Origin of the sequence: Colwellia hornerae (genome assembly GCF_007954355.1) — a bacterium.
Classification (GTDB): domain Bacteria; phylum Pseudomonadota; class Gammaproteobacteria; order Enterobacterales; family Alteromonadaceae; genus Colwellia_A; species Colwellia_A hornerae.
The window spans coordinates 50327-71932 of the sequence record NZ_VOLR01000011.1; the positions used below are offsets into that span (position 1 = coordinate 50327).

The following is a 21606-nucleotide window of genomic DNA, read 5'->3' on the forward strand; positions in this document are numbered from 1 at the left end:
TCCATCGTTTATTTTTACGTTTAATTTGAACGTTTGCCGAGGCTACCTTCAACGTATTTTATTATGTATTGCTTTAATGAGTGAAAACCCATGCCAAAAATAATGGCTTGTTTACGATGTTTTAACTAGCAATTGACAGACTGTTTTTGCTAATTAAACGACGTTTTTATTTTTTTTAATATTTTATCTTACTGATAAATATAGTTTTGTCTGTTTTTTGTCGCCTTTGTGCGAAAAGCTGTCGCTATATTACTAGGGATTATTTGCTGAGTTGATATTATCGAATTATGCAAGATGCACGATACTGATTTAAGCAAAGATAAATAAGTCATCATCAAGATAGTAAGGACTACTCAATACAACATAACGTTGATAATTAAAACAATATAAACAACGCCCCTATATAAGAGAGAGTGGAACATATGAAAGCTTCTAAATTTACGACATCAATTATTGCCTTAGCCGTTACCGCAGCATTTTCAGCACACGCTGCCGATGATCGATACATTATTAAAGTAGACGAAAGTAAGAAAGGCCTTGTTAAAGCACTTGCTAAAAAATTAGGCGGCGAATTAAAAGTCGATGGCAAAGGTTTTATCGCGGCTTCATTCGCTGGAAAAGATTTAAGCCAAGTTAAAGGTTTATTAAACAACCCACATATTCAAATGATTGAAGAAGATCAACGCCGTCTACCACTTTCTGTTTATAGTGATACCGCAGGCAACCCTGCAACAACACAACTTACTCCTTATGCTGTTGTTCAATCTCAAGCGGACCAAGTTAACTTTAACGCTGGCGCAGGCATGAAAGTATGTATCATCGATTCAGGTTTAGATCGCTCTAACCAAGATTTTATCTGGAACAACATTACAGGTACTAACGATTCAGGCACAGGGAACTGGGACGAAAACGGTGGTCCACACGGAACTCACGTAGCTGGTACTATTGGTGCGGCAGATAACGGTTTTGGTGTGGTTGGTATGGCACCAGGCGTTGATATGCACATTGTAAAAGTATTTAACGAGGCAGGTTGGGGATATTCTTCTGACTTAGCTTACGCAGCAAACATCTGTTCAGGCGCAGGCGCTAACATCATTAGCATGAGTTTGGGCGGCGGCGGTGCTAACAGCACTGAAGAAAACGCCTTTAAAGCTTTTACCGATTCAGGTGGTTTAGTGGTAGCGGCAGCAGGTAACGATGGTAATAATGTCCGTTCATTCCCAGCAGGCTATTCATCGGTAATGATGGTTGGTGCGAACGACAATAACAATGCTATTGCAGACTTCTCACAATTTCCAAGCTGTACGTCAACAACGACAACAGGCAAAGGTAAAAATCGCACGACAACGACAACGACAGACGAAACTGTTTGTGTTGAAGTAACAGCTGGCGGTGTTGACACGTTGTCAACTTACCCTGCAGGAATGGCAACAAGTGCTTCAATGAGTGCCGATGGCGTAGCTTATGCTTCATCTGCTATGGAAAATTCAGGTTCGGTTACAGCGAACACTTTCTACATGGGCACTGCTGAGTCAACTAATTCAGGCGCAAATGGTAACGTTTGTCTGATTGACCGTGGCGTAATTTCTTTCCATGACAAAGTACAAAATTGTCAAAACTCTGGTGGTGTTGGTGCGGTTATCATTAATAATGAAGCAGGTATGTTATCAGCGACATTAGGTGATACGAACGCGACAACTATTCCTGCAGTAGGCGTAGCACTAGAAGACCGTGCAGCATTATTAGCGTCAAATACAGTAGATATAGCGATTGGCGCTAGCGATTATGGTTTCATGAGTGGTACTTCAATGGCGACACCTGCAGTATCAGGTATGGCTGCATTAGTATGGTCTAACCATAATGGCTGTACAGGTACAGAAATTCGTGATGCATTAAAAGCAACGGCTGAAGATAATGGCGCTGCAGGCCACGATGACTACTTTGGTCACGGTATTGTTAAAGCAAAAGCGGCTAATGATTACTTAACTGCTAATGGTTGTGGTGGTGGTGTTACACCTCCTCCAGTAGAAGGTGGTGATATTACTGCTGACGCATCAGGATACAAGGCTAAAGGTAAAAATAAAGTTGACGTAACTTGGTCAGGTGCAGCTACTTCAAGTGTTGACATTATTCGTAACGGTTCTTTAAGAACAACAACGGCAAACGATGGCGCTTATACCGACAGTTTTAGAACGTCAGGTTCATTTACTTATAAAGTATGTGATCAAGGAACAAGTAATTGTTCTGCGGACATTACCGTTAATTTCTAGATTTAAACGTTTTAGTACAAGGAAGTAGTCTCAATTAACTAGTTGATATCCAGTTCATTATTTGAGCTGGATATTTTTATTTTTGCAACATGTAATAACTTATAGCTATATATATATATCCATAAGTATTGCATGTTAGGTGTCGTTTGGTTTATGTTCACAATCAATGTGTATTTTGTCACTAATGATTAAAAACTGTTTTAATGTACAATTTTTAAAATTTGAATGACAAACATTAAGTTAAACCACCCTGACGTTTTTAAAAGATGTAACGGGAAAAGGGGATAAATATTTTGAATATTTCTGTAAAAAACATTATAAAACCACTCTCACTGCTAGGGCTTATTAGTCTTACCGCTTGGTTTATCAATACCAGTATAGATAAAAATGCTGGCGGACAAGAAAAGTCGTATATTATTTCGGCAAGCAGCTATCAATTATTACAAACAGAGTTAGCCTCACTTAACGTTCAACCAACGCATCAATTAGCTATCATCAATGCTGTTGCCGTTTCCCTTAATATTGAACAGTTAGCTCAGTTACATGCACAGTTAGACATTCAGGTTACTGAAAATTATAAAGTAGAAATGTCAGGTGGTAATGCCTGGGGTAAACGTAAATGGCAGCCAAAGTCTGTCGTGAATGACTTGATTGAAGCCTCTGCGGCGCATTCGGCCTACAATTTTGGCGATGGGGTAACCATTGGCTTTTTGGATACTGGGCTAGATCAACTAGAAGGAACCTCTTCAGGTCTTGGTTTATCGACTGATTTATACGGAAAAGATAAGTTCTGGGGAACTTATGACGCGATAAATAATAGTATTAGTAACTATAGTAATGAAGAAAGTGGCCACGGTACTCATGTCGCCAGTATTGCCGGTAACGCCGATTATGATGTTTACGGTAAAGTTTATGGTGTTGCTCCCAATGCTTCGTTAGTCGGCATTAAAGCTTTTGATGCCGAAGGCAAGGCAACCTATGCAGATGTAATTCGTGGTATTGATTGGGCGTTACAAGTTAAAGATCAAATCAATTTAAAAGTATTGAATATGTCGTTTAGCGGGCCTGCTCGTTCTTACTACTGGGAAGATCCACTAAACCAAGCGGTAATGAAAGCATGGCAAGCAGGTATCGTTGTAGTTGCTTCTGCAGGCAACAGCGGTCCTGATCCGATGACGATTGGCGTACCTGGTAATGTTCCTTATATAATTACGGTAGGTGCGATGACAGATAATTACACTGCCTCTTATGTAAACGACGACAAAGTAGCAACTTTTAGTGCCGCAGGCCCGACAGTGGAAGGCTTTGTTAAGCCAGAAATTGTTGCGCCCGGTGGTCATCTATCAGGTTTGATGGCTTTTGATACGCAAATAGTTCAAGACCATCCTGAATTTCACGATGGTGGTCGTTATTTTGAAATGTCAGGCACCTCACAAGCGGCTGGCGTAATATCAGGTGTTGTCGCACTGATGTTAACGCAAGATCCAACGCTAACACCGGATGAAGTTAAATGTCGCTTAATGGACAGTGCTCATGCGGCATTCAATAATAGTGGTGAGTTAGCCTATAGTGTTTTTCAGCAAGGTTCCGGCATGGTTAATGTTGCGGATGCTTTACTCAGTACCGCTTCAGGCTGTGCGAATCAAGCTTTAGATATTGCCCAAGATTTAGCAGGCAGTGATCATTTCTTTGGACCAGCTAACATTAATAGCGATGGTAATTTTTATGTTGAAGGTTTAGGCGATGAATATGTCTGGAAATTAAATGAAAGCAACCTTGATGGTGATACGATTATCTGGCGGATGAATTATGCTGTAAATGCTTTAGATTGGAAAAACACAGCCTCTACCGATACGATAATTTGGCGAATGAATGTAGAAACAGATACCATAATTTGGCGGATGAATTTCGAAACGGATACCATAATTTGGAGAATGAGTGTAGCGGATAGCTCTACAGGTATCGATGTTAATAATTGGGTTGAACAGCAATAACTTATTAACACTAGCCACTGTGTCCACAGTGGCTTTTTTATTACCTATATTTCTTACATTAAATTTCAATATCTCATTACTCTATAAGAGCCCTCTTGTGAAAAAAACACTCCTTTTATTATTAATTATCTTTAGCTGTAATATTTCGGCACAAGAAGTAAAACTGTTTAAAAACTTTGGTATTGATAACCCGATGTCATACAACTTTGTGAGAACCATCGCTCAAGATGAAGATGGCTTTATGTGGTTTGGCTCTTCGGAAGGCTTAGACCGTTTTGATGGTCACCAAACGTTAAGTTTCCATCATGATAGTGCTCAACCACACTCATTAAGCTCTAATGTTATTAGCCGTATCCTTATTGATAAGCAACAAAGACTTTGGGTTGGTACCTTCGGTGGCGGCTTAAATTTATATCGGGAGAAAAGCCAAGATTTCCTCCATTTCACCAGTAAGACAACAAATACTACGCTGACTAATGATACCGTAAATGCCTTATTTGAAGACAGTGAAGGTAAAATTTGGATCGCTACCGAAAATGGGGTAAATATTCTCAGTACTGATGAAGGGAAATGGTCAACTCAACACATTTTTCAAGAATTAGGCAACCCGAATAGCCTGACCCATAATGTTGCGCTGTCAATTATTGAAACCCGTGAGCAAGAAATTTGGGTAGGTACTAATGGTGGTGGGATTTCGGTATTTGATCTACAGGGAAATTTTATTAAATCGATTAAATATGGCGATCAAAACAGTGCGACTTATATTAATAAATTTGTCAGTAGTTTGTATTTAGATATTAATGGAGATATTTGGATAGGCACAGTTGATAGTGGCTTATTAAAATATACCCCGAGTACAGAGCAGTTTATTCACTATCAAAATAATATAGATAATCAGTTAACGATTAGTAGCAATGCAATAAGCAGTATTTATCAAGACTCAGCACAAAATATTTGGATTGCTACTGACAATGGTCTATCTATTTATGATTATAAAACTAACCATTTTAGTCGCTATAATAACTCTCCTAATAACCCTTACAGTATAAGTAATGATTTTGTGCTTACTTTTTATGAAGACAACCATAAGATGATGTGGGTAGGAACTTTTTCAGGCGTTAATCGATGGGATCCTAATATGGCGACCTTTCGACAATATAGTACGCAAACAAATCCTATTTTAAAAAATCACAATGTCACTAGTTTTACGCAGTTTAATCAAGGAAATGTATATTTTAGTACCTACAGTGGTGGAATTTATCAGTTGTCAGAAGTGGATAATTCAATATCACCTGTCGCTTTTAATAATGAATTTTTAGAATATAGAATCATGGATTTGTTTGCCGATGGCAATATATTATGGATTGGGACGCGAGGCTCTGGATTGTATTCAGTCAATTTAACGACTAATAAAGTGACTGAATATAGGCATGACGAAGATGAATCTTCTATTTCAGCCAATAGTATTACCGATATTATTAAAGATAGACATGGTAATATTTGGGTCTCTACTTTTCATCAAGGACTCAATTTACTTAACAAAAATGGTACTTTTAAACGCTTTATAAGTAATAAGTCAAACCTAGAGAAAGGACCGGGAAGTAACCATGTTGTACAATTACTAGAGGATGATCAAGGTTTTATTTGGTTGGCTACCTTTGGTGGTGGTCTTAGTCGTTTTGATCCTAGCCTTGAAACGTTTCGACATTTTAGTCATGAGGCAAATAACCCTAATAGCCTTTCTGATGACTTCACTTGGATAATGTTGCTTGACCATGAGCAAAACCTTTGGTTCGGAACCCAGTCTTCTGGTTTGAGTATGTTAAGTCAAGAAAATCGTTACAATAATAATTTTTCATTTACTCACCTTAATACCAAAGATGGTATGAAAAGTTTAACCGTTTACGGTATTACTCAAGATGTTTATGATGATATTTGGTTTAGTACCAATAAAGGCATTTCTCGTTATTCAACCAGTGATAAAAGTTTTAAGCACTTTAACCTGACTCATGGCTTAGTTGACTTAGAATACACCCATTCTGCGGTATTTAGTTCAAAGGGTAGCACTTTATATTTTGGTGCGGGTAAAGGAATGAATAGTATTAATCCAGAAAAAATTAATACCAGCCTTTTGGCTCCAGAAGTACGTTTAACCAGTATTTTAAAGTTAAATGAGCCCATGCCACTTGGCAGTAAATTATCTAATTTAAGTCAGTTGGAATTTGATTACAGTGATCAACTGATCTCCTTTGAATATGTCGGTTTAAACTATGCAAATCCAGAATCAACACGTTATAAATATCGTTTATTAGGCTTTGATGAAGAGTGGATAGCTGCCGGTAAGTCTCGAAGAGCCACTTATACCAATTTACCGGCGGGTAGTTATCAGTTACAGGTTATTGCCGGTAATAGCGACAATATCTGGAGTGAACCTAGCCTGTCCCTTAATATTACTGTTCATCCTGCGCCGTGGAATACTTGGTGGGCCTATTTGTTGTATGCGATGGCCGTTGCGACAATTTTACTCGTCTATTCTCGCTTTTTAAATCGGAAATTGTTATTTGAACAACAACAAAAGTCTTACCTTGAAAAACAAGTAAAAGAGAAAACGCAAAAGCTACAATCGCAAAATAGCGAGCTTGAACATGCCAATGTATTACTAGAAAAATCGGCAACGGTAGACAAAGTAACTGGGGTGCGAAGTCGCCGTTATCTTGATATTTATATTGAGCAAACTAGTCAGTTAATGAATCAAATTCATCAAAATATTTTACCGGTACAGCGAGGCACCTTACCTCGTCTTTACGTATTAATGGTTCAGGTTAATGAGTTAAGCAATGTCAGTAATAGCCAGTTGATTAACATTACTGACTTATTACTGTTTAGCCGTAATAGCGATGATCTAGTGGTACGCTGGTCAGATGATACCTTTGCTGTCATCGGTTATGAAAAAGATAACAATGCCAGCGAATTAGCGGCACGGCTTGCCAGTAAATTTGAAAAACAATTCGACAATAAAATATCGATGAATATTGCTTATTCTTTTTATCCGTTTAATCGAGAGCAACCTATGGAAATATCGTGGGATCAAGTCAGTGTGATGATTGAGCTTGGTTTGACGTTAACCAGCGAAGAGCCGGCGATTGCTTGGCTTGGCTTATGTGAGCCTAAGATACAGCCATTTAGCTACTTAGCAGTGGTTCAAGGCGCTGATCTGGCTACACTTAAGCACAACATCCAAATTAAACAAGGCTAGCTGGAGTTTTAGCTTAACAAACGAAGACCAGGCTACTATTGCGTAGCTGGTTTTATGTGAACCTAAGGCATAAGCATTTAGCTACACTTAAGCACAACATCCAAATTAAACAAGGTTAGCCGGAGTAGCTTTCTGGTTAGCTTTTAATGAACTGTTGTTGATATTGTTTTGGGGTGCAATTAAATGACTCTTTAAAACATCGACCAAAGTACGTTTGTGATGAAAAACCAACATCTAGGGCGATTCTGCCAATTTTAGAACCGTTTTGCAGCAGTATTTGTGCTTTCGCTAGGCGGAACTCTTTAATGAAATTATTAGGTGTTGTTCCCAAGGTTACTTTCATTTTTCGTTGCAGTTGACGCTCACTCATTGCCATATTACTGGCTAGCTCTTGAATACCTAAATCAGTTTCCAAGTACATTTTGGCGACAATAGTTTCTAACTTTTCTATAAACTTTTCATCAACGGATAATATTGCACTTTCGCTTGGGGTTAACTGCGACACTTTCTTTACGCTACTTTCTTTTTGTTGTTCTTTTTGATGATCCCTAAATTTATGTAAATAGTTTTGCTGCAACTGCTTACGATTTTCAATTAAATTTTCAATACGGATCAGTAATTCTTGTTGATTGAATGGCTTACTTAAATACTCATCCGCTTGCAAATTCAGGCCATGCAGGCGGCTGTCTAGGTCTGAGCGCGCGGTCAGTAAAATAACAGGAATATGTGAGGTGAGTTCATTTCCTTTTAATTGTTTGAGCACTTCAAAACCGTCAATACCGGTCAGCATAATATCGCAGACGATAAGGTCAGGAATATATTCTTCAGCTAGAATTAGCCCCTGTTCACCACTAGTCGCCAATAAACAATGATGTTGTTGTTCAACTACACGTTTAATATGGTTTTGCATATCAAGGTTATCTTCAATAACCAAAACGACATTTTGTAGGTGATTTTTAGCTTTAGTTTTATTATTATTTTGTTCTAGCAAGAGTGAAGAAACTTCGCTTTCTGAGACACTCATCGGTACTTGGGCTTCAATCGCAACCGATTCTTTTGCAGGAATAGATAAAGAAAATTTACTGCCTTTATTATACTCACTGACTAAATTGATACGCCAGTTATGCGCTTTTACCAATTCATTAACTAGTGATAAACCAATACCAACACCAAAGACAGCATGATTTTTTTCATCATCGGCTCTTTGAAATCGTTCGAAAATCTTAACTTGTGATGCTTGATTAATACCAATGCCAGTATCGGTAATATCTAGAATAATATTATCTTGCTCGGCATAAGCGCAAACCTTGATACTGCCACCTGCAGGTGTATATTTAATCGCGTTAGCCAGTAAGTTGAAAATTATTTTTTCAAAACCTTGAGCGTCACACTCTAGCCAAAGATCATCAGAAATATCAGCGTCAAAGCTTAAATCATTTTGCTTAGCTAAGCGTGAAAATGAATCAATTGGCATAGCCATTAGTTGGCTTAACCGATAAGTAGACAGCGAAAGCTTAGGGTTATCGGTCAGGCGCGAAAGCTCTAAAAGCTGTTCAACCATTCGCACTAACCTTAAACCATTGCGCTTAGCGGTGGTGAGCTCTAATCCTTCTTCTTTACTTTGAGCTTTTAGTAAGTACTGATCTAAAATGCCATTAATAATCGTTAACGGCGTTCTAAATTCATGAGAAATATTAGCGATAAATTTATCTTTTAAATCTAAAGTTTGTTTTTCAGCTAATTTTCGTGCGGTCAAATTAATAAAGGTAATAACAATAAGCGGCTTTTCTTCGCGGTCTGCCCACTGTAATTCCGCCTGTACTGGAAATTCGGTGCCATCTGTTCTGCGCGCCATACACTCTACTGAAATACCAATATCTTTGCGTTGTAGTGCATAAACATTACTTTTAAAACCAAAAAAGTAATGCATGGTATCTTCAGATGAAAATAAGGTACTAACATTTTTGTCGGTTAACTCATGTTCTAAGCTCTGGAACATTTGCACGGCTGCAGGATTTGACGATAATATTTCACCGTCAATTGAAGTGGTTAAAATGGCATTACTTGATGCGCGAACAATGGCCTTATCTTCACTATTGAGGATAGAACTGATTAATTTATGATTCTTTTGTGTTAACGCTTTATTTTCTTTTTGCTGAGTAAAAACTTGTTGCTTAAAGTCCAAGGTGTGCTTTCTTTTATTGTAAGCAATTAGCACAACCAAAATAAAAGCAATAACACCCCAAATACCAATAACAAAAGACTGCCAGAAAGAATTGGTTATGTAGAACGTACCAAGTTCTAAACCAGCAACATGAATACTAAAAATAATACTCACCAGTAATAAAATGTAAAGTTCGGGATAGGTGTCTTTGGCGATAGGTTTAGCTGGGTTTTGTGTATTTAAAGAGGCACTAGCTGCAAAGATAAGCGCGCAATAAGGAATTAGCGCCACTAAACTTTTTATATAATCATCGCTGTATAGTGCTTGACCTTGAATGAGAAAATAATAATTAACGTTAGCCATTAATAAGGCAAGTGAGCCAATAAATAGTGGCCAATAAATAGCGCGCCAAAACTTTTCTCGACAAAAAATAACACAGCTCATTAGTCTGATAAAAATAAGACCAGAAATGGTGATGTGAAATAATAATGACGGTAATAATCTGTGGTCTAATGCTTTTGAAAATTCTTCTGGCAATAAAACGAAATAACAAAAACAGGTTACGGTAAAAAATAGTGCCGGCATCCGACCAGCAATATATTTATTGAGAGGGGTTTCGCTGAGGTGTGGGTTGGTTTCTATGGCTAATAAGATAAAGAAGTAACTAAATAATGAGAAAAAATCTTGCAGTACCGGCGTGGTATTAATGTAGTCACCGGCAAAAATAATACCCGAAATAAGATCAACAATTATAGCGAGAGAGAAAAACTGCCAGAATAACTTTAATGAACGTGACTTGGTCTGTAGATAGCTAAAAATAACAAAGAATACTGCAATAGCCTGCAACAAAATAGCGGGCAGCGATAACAAAAAAGAAGATGTAATATTCAAAGCGCTAGCTATCGTGGTATAGGGTAATAGGGATAATATTATGGAGATAAATAAAAGGGTTAATTTATTAAAATATAGCAATGATGTCTTCCAATATTAAAGTGACGTTTATTATGTTGCCTAATCATGAGGCTTATTATTTTCTCCTTTAATTACTATAGTATACATTAATTTAACACCATATAAATGAATGAAAAATATTCACTGGCTATCTATAAGGCTAAGTAAAGAAGCTAACTTTTCAATTTTTATATTCGACAATTGGCGATAATCAAAATAGGGACAGACCACTAAATTTTGAGCCTTATCAATAGCAAACTCGTCATCTAACCAGATAAAATTAGCCGTTAGCTGGCCTGTTGCTAGCAAATGCTTGGCGTAGGTTTTTCCACAAATAATATGCAGAGTTTGCTTAGCGGTTGATAACAGAGGAGGAGAAAACAATAAAGCCGTTTGAGAATCTTGTTGCAGTAAAAAGCGCTCTCGATATTTTTGCCAAGTTGGTGCAAGGGTTGAATAGGCGAATTGTGCTTTATCGAGTGCGTAAAGCAACTTTGCATAAACATTGAAAACTTTTCGCCAACCATTGCCGCAAGCTTGATTAACCATCTCTATTTCGCCCAAGGTTAGCGGCGATAGAGAAGATAATTGCTGATATTCAAGCATACTTGGTTTATTACCAATATAAACGGCAATGGTAAATTTTGAGCAACCTACACCAATATTTTTCACGTGATATTACTGAACAACTGTCTATTCATTAGGTAAGGCATTATCTAAGGTTTTTAAAGAACGTAAAAATAAACCTAAGCCACCGATGGCTAAAACAAGTATTACAATTAAATCAAAAGAACTCATGGTCTTAAAAGTAAACCTTATTGAAGATATTACCCCAAAGATTAATCCTGATATTGAGCCAATAGCTAACACCCAGCCTAAAATATTTTTACTGTTATAAAAAATAAGGCCGACACCAAACATGAAAGGGATCATTATCATGCCACTGGTTACATTATAGTTGCCGCCCATGGCGGAAAAACCATACAGGCGTATGCCCATGCCAAAACTAGAAGTCACTGTGATTGAATTTAGTAGCATATAAAAACCACCACACATCATAATGATGCCAATAAAAAAGTGACTTAAGCCACCTGAAGTTCCACCTGCTCCTTTCATGGGTATTCCTTATGATCTTTGTTATTTTTCGGCTGAGTAGGGATCTTCAGCAAGAAGATAAGCTCTTAAATCGGCTTTGTTTGGCTGCTGATATAGCCACTCTCTAAGGGCTTTAACTTTCGCATAATTTTCTTCACCAAATTTATCTTGGTATATTTCTGCAAAGTTTTCTTTCGTACTATTAATACGAATGTTACGTTGCCAATGTGCGGTTAGTACCGTATTTAAGGAGCCAGCTAAATTTTCTTTTTTGAGTAATTCCCATTCACCTTTGTCTAACCAAACACCACCGACATTTGCGCTGTAGTCGATACGATGATCTGTTGAGGCAGATAGTCGAAATTTACGCATGATTGTACCTGTTACCGGGCATAACATTGCTTGTTTAGTTTCAACAACTTGACATTGAAGGTCGTTATCAAAAGAAAACTGCGGATTACGTTCCTTCCAAGCGACATAATCTTCAATTAAGATCCAATGACCACTACAATTTGAGCAAGTATGTGCTCTAAACAACCCTTCGATAAAACTGGGTGTTAACTCACCCTGCTTACAACTAGTACATTTCATTATTATCTCCCTATTAAATGTTATCTTTGTAAATTTTACGTAAACCATCATATAATCATTGCTTGATATAAGTCACGAGTAAAATCAATTAAATCAGAATACTGTAGGCTTTTATTTTTATGATTTAATGTAAACAATATGCTAATTTGGTTTTTTGAAATTTTATAAAAACTGTATTGTATTGACATATTATGTCACAGGTGTATGGTAAATATAAAGAATAAACACCATAATAATAGCGGGTGTTCGCTATGCGCTTTAAGGATAAACAATGGAACAGCTGCTAGAAGTCGCTTCAAAATTTCCCACCGTTCTATATTCGACACTGCTAGGTGTCGTGGTTGTTTATTGGCTTATTGGCATGTTAGGGCTGGTCGATTTAGGTTTAGCTGGAGATGTAGACCTTGATGTAGAAGTCGATAGTGATGTTGATATTTCTGTCGGTGGCTTGACCGGTTTTATGCTGACCTTTGGAATAACTGGTGTGCCGTTTACCTTAGTTTTTAGCATTATTATCCTTATTTGCTGGTTAATCAGTTTTTACCTGCAATTCTATATTTTAGCTTGGTTACCCGATGGTTGGTTATATTATCTGCTTGGCGCGGTTAGTAGCTTTATCGTATTTTTAATTTCTCTACCGTTAACCGCTATTGTTATTCGCCCCTTAAAAGGGATGTTTAAAAGTGTCGAAACCTCTAAAAGTAGCGAGTTGGTAGGAAAAAGTGCCACGATTGCTACAGGAACGGTTAGTGAAATTTTTGGTCAAGCTCGCATATATAACAACGGCGCAGAAATCTTGCTTGATGTGCGCTGTGACCCAGAACACTGCTTAAAAAAGGGTGATAATGTGCTACTGATAGAATATTTAAAAGAAAAGCATGCTTACATTGTTGCGCCGTATGCTGACTGAATAACAAATAAATTATAATATACTTGGTCACACAGTAGTGACCATCGAATTTACATAAAAGGAAAAAAAACATGGTAATGGAACCACTTTATCTCGCGATTGGCATTGGCGTACTTTTAGTCTTTTCACTGTTAATCATGATGGCTAAGTTTTATCACAAAGTAGAGCAGGGCCAAGCATTAATCATCAACAAATTAGGCGCTGAACCAGAAATAAGTACCAATGGCGGCATGGTTATTCCGGTTATCCATAAAAAAGAAATTATGGATATTTCTACCAAGCGCATGATGCTAGAACGAAAAGGGCGATCTGGGCTTATTTGTCAGGATAACATTCGTGCTGACATTACTATTACCTTTTATATTCGGGTTAATGAAACCAAAGAAGACATTCTACGTGTGGCAAAACAAGTTGGCTGTGAGCGCTCTTCTTTTCCTGAAACCTTGCAAGAACTTTTTGAAGCTAAATTCTCTGAAGCCCTTAAAACCGTAGGCAAACAATTAAATTTCACTGATCTTTTTACCCAGCGTGATATTTTTCGTGACAAAATTAAAGCGGTAATTGGCCAAGATTTATCAGGTTATGTACTCGAAGATGTCGCCATTGATTTTCTTGAACAAACGTCGATAAACGATTTAGATCCTAATAACATTATGGATGCTGAAGGTATTAGGCGCATCACCGAGTTAACCGCTCAACAAAGTGTTGAAACCAATGACTTAAAACGCCAAGAAGAAATACGCATTAAACGACAAGATATTGATGCTAAAGAAAAAGGCTTAGAACTTGATCGCCAATTAGCCGATGCCCAAGCTAAACAGACGCGAGAAATTTCTACCGTAGAAGCTCGAGAAGAAGCCGAAACGGCTAAAATAGTGCAAGAAGAATTCTGTAAGTCTGAACAGGCAAGAATAGCGACTGAACAGACCGTCGCTGTAGCCGAAGAAAATAAACAACGTGAAGCTGATATCGCACAACAAAATCGTTTTAGAGCTGTGGCTATCGAAGAAGAAAAAGTGAAACGTGCCCGTCAAGTTGAAGAAATAGATCGTGAAAAAGAAGTTGAAACACTACGAATCGACAAAGAAAAAGCCCTAGAAATAGAACGTAAAAATATTGCTGAAGTGCAGCGTGAACGCATCATGGTTGAAAAAGGCGTCGCTGAAGAAGAAGAGCTTATCAAAGATTTACGTGTGGTTTCAGAAGCTAACCGCCAAAAAGATGAATTGGTTATTAAAGCTAAAGGTGAAGCTGAGCAAGCATTGGTTAAAGATATTGAATCAGCTAAAGCGCAAGAACAAGCGGCTGAGCATATCGCAAGAAAAATGCAAACCATTGCCGACGCTGAATTAAAAGCCGCGAGTAAACAGGCAGAGTCGAAGAAAATATTGGCTGAGGGTAACCAAGCAGAAGCGGCATCACAAGGGCTTGCTGAAGCTCAAATTACCTTAGCGCAAGCTGATGCACACGAAAGACAAGGTGAGGCTGAAGCTAAAACACTCGAACTTAAGTTGACCGCTGAGGCTAAAGGTATACAAGAAAAAGCCTTAGCAGAAGCGACTGGTTTACGTGAAAAACAAGAGGTACTTAACGCAATGTCTGAACAAGCCAGAGAGTTTGAAACCTTTGGTTTACGTTTAAATCAAGAGCGTGAATTAACCCTAGCGAAACTAGAAAATAGTGTTGCGTTAGCTGAGAAGCAAGCGGGTGTATTAGCAACGGCATTAAGTGAAGCCAATATTAATATTATGGGCGGTGATGGCGAATTCTTGCGTCAGTTTATGAGCTCTATCACGGTTGGTAAGTCTATCGACGGCTTAGTCAATGAAAGTGAAACAGTAAAAACCTTGTTTAAAGATCACTTAAATGGCGACCGCAATATTATGGACGATTTGGGTGGAGTGCTAGCAGGTGCTGCTCAAACGAGTGAAACCATGAAAAATTTCAACATGTCTAAGTTATTGTCAACATTAAATAATGCCGATGACACCCAAAAAGGCGCATTGGCTAGTTTGTTAAACTTAGCGAACAAAAACTCGTCAGACGAAAAATAGTCATCAAGTATCAATCAGGCCATGCACAGTGATCCGTTCAAGGGTATCTGTGCATTAGCTCATGGAGTCTCATATGTCAGATAAGGATAGCGTCACTAATCAGGCTGTTGCAGAAGGAGGTTCATATGAACTTATTCAGCGCAGGTTGTCAGCCTTAGGCAGTGATCTTAATAGCCAAATTAAGCAGCTAAACGACGAGCGTATTGCCACGTTTGGCTCCACCGATATGAAAGTTGATGCTCGTGTGCGGGTTAGAACTGAGCATAACTGTGTTGCTAGAGATATTGCCGCCATCGGAGATACCTTACTTTTTGGCTATAACGTCTTTCTCGGTTTAAAGCGCAATATTACCGTCTCAGACGTTTTCAGTTTACACCAAATTAAAGGTGATAAAGATGATATTGAGATTATTGATCTTCCGGTAAAGGATAGTTTTCTTGACGATGCTGAATTTGTCCGTGATTTTGATGAGTTATACACCTATTACAAAAAAACATTTCTAGCTCATGTTTATCGACAAGGCAGTAAAGTATTTGCCATCTTTCGTATTGGTGAACGTCTTGACGATATTAGAGTATTTCGTTGGGGTATCGACGCTGATCAGCAAGTTAGCTATATCGATAATCGTGGTGAAAGAGATATAAAGCAGCCAGAAAATTTTGACTTTGAATGGCATAAAGTATCTCGAGAGCAACAAGAGCAAGGTAAACACCCACATTATAATTTATATGACATCTTGTTTGTTGAAGCTATTGGTGGCTCAATTACCTTAAAAGTTGAGAATAATACCACCGCAGGTCAAGGCATATATTCCGAGCCAGTCGAAGATGAACATCAGTCTATAGATGACGCCGAAATTCATTACGCCAGAGTTGGCGAGCTTATTTTATTGAAAATAAAGCCGTATCGTGAAACTGAGACCCGCCATTTAATTTTTAATGCTAAAACTCAGCAAGTGATCAGGCAAGATGCCATTGCCCATGCCTGTATTCAATTACCTGAAGACCACGGTATTATTTTCCCCGGTGGTTACTATTTACAAAATGGCGAACACAAAAGTTTTGAAGATAATGCCGAAGATTTACAGTTACACCGCGTGATGAAATCACCAAACGGTGAAGACTTTCTCTATATATTTTATGAACCAAACGAAGGGCAGTACGCTTTGTTCGGTTATAATTTGATCACGAGAACATTACAAAATCCCATTTATGGTCATGGTCAAAGTTTATACAACAATGGTAGAGCGGTGGTTTTTAATGCCGAGTCTGAGCCATCACGTGTTCATGCTATGCAAATATGGCAAACGCCTTTTTGTAGTGAAGAATTTGCCAGTAATCAACCAGTTGATAATAGCTTCTTTGGTAAAATAGGTAACCCTGAACTGGTTCGTGGTATTTCTGACTTATTCAGTGTCGCTAAATTGATCTCGGTGCAAACACCAAGCGCGCAGCATTTTAATGATTTAGTGAAAGAGTCTAAGCAAATTTTTGACAAATATCATTGGCTTAATGATAAAGAGCTGAGTTTGCTGCATGATCTTATCAAGCAAATCGCGATCACCTCTGAATTGGTTATAGATGAATTTGAAAAAGTCACCAGCATTAAAGAAAACTCTGATCGGGCCTTAATTCAAGCAAAAGAAAAGCTAGCCAAGCTAGTAACACAAGTTCAAATTTCGGGTTTCGAGCATGCCTCACAATTCGTTGACTGCTTATCGGTTTTAGCCCAATTTAAAGGTGAATTGATCTCCCATAAAGATTTACGTTATATCGATGTTGACGCAATTAATGCCATGGAAACTCAGTTAGATACGTTAACGAAAGCACTTAGCCAAGCAACCGCTGATTTTCTCCAACAAGACGATGCTTTAACGCCTTATCAAAAGACCATAGTTGCATTAGAAAAAGCGATAGAAAAAAGTGAATCGGTTAGCTCATTAAAGCCGATTCGTACGGAAATTGAAGAACTTGTGCAAGGATTAGAATTGCTTAATCGCACTATGTTGTCACTAAAAATTGAAGATAGCCGACAAAGAACACGTATTCTAGAAGATATTTCCACTGTCTTTAGTCAAATAAACCGCGTTAAAGCTAATGCTGATTTGGCGGCTAAAAGTGTCGGTAGTGAAGAGGCGCGAGCAGAATTTGGTGCTCGATTTAAACTGTTAAGCCAAAGTGTCACCAGTGCTTTAAATGCCAGTGATTCACCGCCAGCATGTGATGAGCAACTTTCTCAAATTTTAATTCAGTTAGAAGATTTAGAAAGCCAGTTTAGTGATTATGATGAATTTTATAATGAAATTATCACTAAAAGGGATGAAATATACGATAACTTCGAACAACATAAGCAGCAGCTGATGGATGCACAGCAGCGTCGTTGTTTGAATTTGATGACGGCAGCCGAGCGTATTATCGAAGGTGTGATCAGACGGAGTCAATCGTTTAGTCTGCAAGACAAATTAAACAGCTATTTTGCTGGCGATCCTATGGTTGCCAAGCTTAGGCAACTAATTGAACAGCTTAGAGAGCTTGATGACAATGTTAGAGCCGATGACATTGATGCGCAATTAAAAAATGCTAAAGAGCAAGGCATAAGAGCACTGAGAGATAAAACCGATATTTACTCTGCTGACGGTAGTTTAGTTAAAATAGGCGACCACCAATTTTCGGTGAATCGTCAAAAATTAGAACTGACCTTATTACCTCGTGATGGTGCCATGGTCTTGCATATCAGTGGTAGTGAATACTTTGAAACGCTACCCACTGAATTATTTGTTGGTACTGAATACCTTTGGCAACAAGCGCTGGTCTCAGAATCTGACAAGGTCTACCGAGGTGAGTATTTAGCGGCGACATTATTATTTGAGGCTGAATTTGCTGGCCAAGCGCAACTTGAACATTTAAAAGCGGCGGTAAAAAACAATGAATTAGGCAAGGTGGTCAGAAAAGCTGCTGAGCCACGTTATCAAGAAGGTTATGATAAGGGCGTACATGATGCCGATGCGGCATTAATTCTAACGCAATTACTTGCTTTAAGAGAATCTATTGGCTTGTTAGCTTATCCCGTCGCCGAAAGAAGACTAGCAGTACTTTTTTTCACCACAGAATTAGCAGATAACGGCCGAAAAGATTTATTACAACGCAGTCATAATCTCCATATCATGGAAGAAACCTTTGGCGATAATCAATTACGTCATCAGCTTATTAAAGAACTGGCTACATTATTAGATAGTTATCTTGAAAGTCAGCCTTGGCTGAAATGTGACACGTTACTGTCAGCAACCTACCTATTGCAAGAGTTAGCTTTAGCCGAGCAGAAATTTGTTATTAAAGAAAGTAGCGTTGAGTTAGCCAACCAACTGAAGAGTCAGCTAAAGCATAAGAGCTTAGAAAAACAACTCAGTGGCGCATTATCGGGTTGTTTGACACTAGAGCAAAAATATCAACTTTACTGGGCGTGGTTGCAGGCTTTTTCTTCGCATCAGAGCATGAACATCCATCAAGATATTATTGCTGAAGCCGCAATCTTTATGCTGATGCAAGAGCAATGTGAATTCTATACTTCATTGGCTGACACCGAAGGTGTTGTTGATGGTTTATTGGGGCAGCACGGACAAATATCGGAGAGAAAAATTGCGATAAATTATCAAGAATTTATCACTCGACTACGCCAATTTAAAAATGAGCATGAACCGGCATTCAAAGGCTTTCATATTCAAAAGCAAAAGGTATTAGCGGCACAACGCAAACGCTTACGCTTAGAAGAGTTTAAACCAAGAGCGCTGTCTTCGTTTGTGCGTAATAAATTAATTAATGATGTTTACTTCCCGATTATCGGTATTAATTTAGCTAAACAAATTGGTGCAGCTGGTAATAATAAACGTTCTGATTTAATGGGATTATTACTGCTTATTTCTCCACCAGGTTATGGTAAAACAACGCTTATTGAATATGTTGCCAGCAAGCTAGGTATGACCTTTGTTAAAATAAACTGTCCTTCAATAGGACACGATCAGTTGTCGCTAGATCCCGCTCAGGCAAATAACTCAACAGCAAAAAATGAAGTTGAAAAGATTAACTTAGCCTTTGAAATGGGTAACAATGTCATGTTGTACCTTGATGATATTCAGCATACCAATCCTGAGTTCTTACAAAAGTTTATTTCCTTATGTGATGGCTCAAGAAAAGTGGATGGTGTCTGGAATGGCGAAAGTAAAACCTATGATATGCGCGGCAAAAAATTTGCAGTTGTCATGGCTGGTAACCCTTATACCGAATCAGGAGAAGCATTCAGTATTCCAGATATGTTGGCTAACCGAGCCGATATTTATAATTTAGGTGATACCTTAAGTGGTCGAGAAGAAGAGTTCTCGTTAAGCTTTATTGAAAATAGCTTAACCAGTAACCGCTACATCGCGCCACTAGCGACCCGAAATATGGACGATCTCTATAATCTGGTTAAAATTGCCGATGGTCAACAAGTTGCCACAACTGAGCTAAAACATAATTATTCGCAAGCCGAAATCAATGAAATAGTTGCGGTTATTCAACGTATTCGTAAAATTCAAGCGACGGTATTAAAGGCTAATCAACAGTACATCGCCTCTGCCGCACAAGACGATAAATATCGCACTGAACCTTCGTTCAAGTTACAAGGAAGCTATCGCAATATGAATAAGATGGCGGAAAAAGTAGTGCCGGTTATGACCGAAGAGGAAGTTGAACAGCTTATTGCCGATCATTATCGCGGCGAAGCGCAAACACTGACCATAGGCGCTGAAGAAAACTTACTTAAATTAGCGGAACTGCGCAACAATCAAACCAGTGAAGAAAAAGTGCGTTGGCAACAAATTAAGGCGGATTTTGTTCGTCATCAAAACTTGGGCGACAGTGATAACCCCATTGCCGCGGTTGCGAGCCAAATATCGTTATTGCAAAAAGGCCTCAATCAAATAGGAGAGGCCTTGTTACAGCCTAAATCTGCAGCGTTAGCTACCTTAAATGAAACGCTTGCAAGTCTTAAACTACAAGTGAATATTGAAAAGCCAGATGATTCGGCGTTAGCAGAAACTTTAGCGCTATTCAGCGAAAATATGGCGTCTTTTTTAACTCCACTGGTTAACACGTTACAAAGTAATAAGAACGTCGATTTGGCGATGATTGATACCTTAAAAACATTGAACCTGACGACTGAGAAATCAGTAAAAAGTTCTGAAAGCCATATTCAAAAAATTAGTCGAGAATTAGCATCAGGAAAACAACGTAATATTGATGTGCCGTCTGCTGACTAACATCGGCTATTGGGGTCAAAAATATTTCCCCCTTATCAAGAGCGCATCGGCTTATACTGCTCGGTAGAAGTAACATGACTATAGAACCAAAGCCGTGCTTTAAAAAATATGGTGACGTCTCTTTTAAAAAGTGAGTAAAACGTCAATAATTAACCTGTAAAATAAAATGATGGAGCGAAGTTATGAATGAAAAAATTGCAGCACTTAAATCAGACTTAGCGCTCCTTAAAGCGCAATTTACTAAAAAAATTACCGATGTCGAAATTCGTTTAAAAAATATGATTGAACAAGAAATTTTAGAGAATTCAGTTAAAAATAAAAAACAAGCGGCTTCACCCGAACATACACAAACTTTGTCTAATGGCGAGTGTGTTATTTTACTTCATGGACTAGCGCGCTCTGCTAGCTCAATGAAGGTTATTGAAAAGCGTCTTAGCGAAGAAGGCTACTTTGTTATTAACATTAACTATCCATCGAGGGAGTATTCGATAGAAGAGTTAGCCGAAAAAGTTATTTCGAGCGCCTTGTTAACCTGTGAAGACCGTCCTGTTAATTTTGTTACCCATTCAATGGGTGGCATTTTAGTGCGTCAGTATTTAAGTGTGCATAAAATACCTCATTTAAATAAAGTGGTTATGCTTGGCCCACCCAATAAGGGTAGTGAAGTGGTCGACAAGCTGCGCAATGCGCCTGGCTTTAGTTTTATCAATGGCGATGCAGGTATGCAGCTAGGTACCGGTGAATTAAGCGTGCCAAGTAATCTCGGTAATGCGAATTTTGATTTGGGTGTTATTGCCGGTAATCAAAGTATTAATTGGATATTATCAACACTTATTCCAGATAAAGATGATGGTAAAGTTTCTGTCGCCAGTACCAAACTTGACGGTATGAATGATCACATTGAAATGGAAACAACTCATCCTTTTATGATGAGAAATGACAAAGTTATTGAACAAGTTATTCATTACTTAAAATCAGGTAGTTTTCAAAAATAATTCTGCTAGAAAGCTTGCCTTTACTAACGACCT

The 21606-nt window shown here is 38.2% G+C and carries 11 protein-coding genes; 7 read left to right on the forward strand and 4 right to left on the reverse strand.

The window, feature by feature from the left end; translation table 11 throughout:
* The first annotated feature begins 422 nt into the window (after positions 1 to 422).
* The 3 genes from ESZ26_RS09305 (at position 423) to ESZ26_RS09315 (ending at position 7520) form a co-directional block, all read left to right on the forward strand.
* Positions 423 to 2270, forward strand: a complete 1848-nt coding sequence (locus ESZ26_RS09305) for a S8 family serine peptidase (protein ID WP_146796800.1) — start codon at positions 423 to 425, stop codon at positions 2268 to 2270.
* Between the two features lie 293 nt (positions 2271 to 2563).
* A complete protein-coding gene (locus ESZ26_RS09310) occupies positions 2564 to 4264 on the forward strand; it encodes a S8 family peptidase (RefSeq protein ID WP_223271586.1) in 1701 nt (566 codons plus the stop codon).
* Positions 4265 to 4361: 97 nt separating this feature from the next.
* On the forward strand, positions 4362 to 7520 hold the full coding sequence (locus tag ESZ26_RS09315) for a two-component regulator propeller domain-containing protein (protein WP_223271587.1): 3159 nt from the start codon (positions 4362 to 4364) through the stop codon (positions 7518 to 7520).
* 136 nt (positions 7521 to 7656) lie between these two features.
* Here the strand turns inward: ESZ26_RS09315 and ESZ26_RS09320 are convergent, their stop codons facing one another.
* The 4 genes from ESZ26_RS09320 to ESZ26_RS09335 all read right to left on the reverse strand — a co-directional run bounded on the left by ESZ26_RS09320 (position 7657) and on the right by ESZ26_RS09335 (position 12321).
* On the reverse strand, positions 7657 to 10575 hold the full coding sequence (locus ESZ26_RS09320) for an ATP-binding protein (protein WP_223271588.1): 2919 nt from the start codon (positions 10573 to 10575) through the stop codon (positions 7657 to 7659).
* 201 nt (positions 10576 to 10776) lie between these two features.
* Positions 10777 to 11307 carry a DUF6942 family protein gene (locus tag ESZ26_RS09325; protein WP_146796808.1) on the reverse strand — a complete coding sequence of 177 codons (531 nt, stop codon included), beginning with the start codon at positions 11305 to 11307 and terminating at the stop codon, positions 10777 to 10779.
* 21 nt (positions 11308 to 11328) lie between these two features.
* Positions 11329 to 11751 carry a hypothetical protein gene (locus tag ESZ26_RS09330; RefSeq protein ID WP_146796811.1) on the reverse strand — a complete coding sequence of 141 codons (423 nt, stop codon included), beginning with the start codon at positions 11749 to 11751 and terminating at the stop codon, positions 11329 to 11331.
* A 21-nt stretch (positions 11752 to 11772) separates the two neighbouring features.
* Complete coding sequence (locus ESZ26_RS09335) at positions 11773 to 12321, reverse strand: zf-TFIIB domain-containing protein (RefSeq protein ID WP_146796814.1); 549 nt, start codon at positions 12319 to 12321, stop codon at positions 11773 to 11775.
* Between the two features lie 271 nt (positions 12322 to 12592).
* Here ESZ26_RS09335 and ESZ26_RS09340 point away from each other — a divergent pair, with 271 nt between their 5' ends.
* From ESZ26_RS09340 to ESZ26_RS09355, 4 genes are all read left to right on the forward strand, one after another.
* Complete coding sequence (locus ESZ26_RS09340; protein ID WP_146796817.1) at positions 12593 to 13231, forward strand: OB-fold-containig protein; 639 nt, start codon at positions 12593 to 12595, stop codon at positions 13229 to 13231.
* Between the two features lie 71 nt (positions 13232 to 13302).
* Complete coding sequence (locus tag ESZ26_RS09345) at positions 13303 to 15285, forward strand: flotillin family protein (RefSeq protein WP_211361213.1); 1983 nt, start codon at positions 13303 to 13305, stop codon at positions 15283 to 15285.
* Positions 15286 to 15358: 73 nt separating this feature from the next.
* A complete protein-coding gene (locus ESZ26_RS09350) occupies positions 15359 to 20578 on the forward strand; it encodes a DNA repair ATPase (protein WP_170246342.1) in 5220 nt (1739 codons plus the stop codon).
* A 182-nt stretch (positions 20579 to 20760) separates the two neighbouring features.
* A complete protein-coding gene (locus ESZ26_RS09355; RefSeq protein WP_317615684.1) occupies positions 20761 to 21573 on the forward strand; it encodes an esterase/lipase family protein in 813 nt (270 codons plus the stop codon).
* Positions 21574 to 21606 lie beyond the last annotated feature (33 nt).

Bases quoted from the DNA above. Each gene is read 5' to 3' on its own strand.
- ESZ26_RS09305 (WP_146796800.1), top strand. From the start codon at position 423: ATGAAAGCTTCTAAATTTACGACATCAATTATTGCCTTAGCCGTTACC.
- ESZ26_RS09330 (WP_146796811.1), bottom strand. From the start codon at position 11,751: ATGAAAGGAGCAGGTGGAACTTCAGGTGGCTTAAGTCACTTTTTTATT.
- ESZ26_RS09335 (WP_146796814.1), bottom strand. From the start codon at position 12,321: ATGAAATGTACTAGTTGTAAGCAGGGTGAGTTAACACCCAGTTTTATC.
- ESZ26_RS09340 (WP_146796817.1), top strand. From the start codon at position 12,593: ATGGAACAGCTGCTAGAAGTCGCTTCAAAATTTCCCACCGTTCTATAT.
- ESZ26_RS09345 (WP_211361213.1), top strand. From the start codon at position 13,303: ATGGTAATGGAACCACTTTATCTCGCGATTGGCATTGGCGTACTTTTA.
- ESZ26_RS09350 (WP_170246342.1), top strand. From the start codon at position 15,359: ATGTCAGATAAGGATAGCGTCACTAATCAGGCTGTTGCAGAAGGAGGT.
- ESZ26_RS09355 (WP_317615684.1), top strand. From the start codon at position 20,761: ATGAATGAAAAAATTGCAGCACTTAAATCAGACTTAGCGCTCCTTAAA.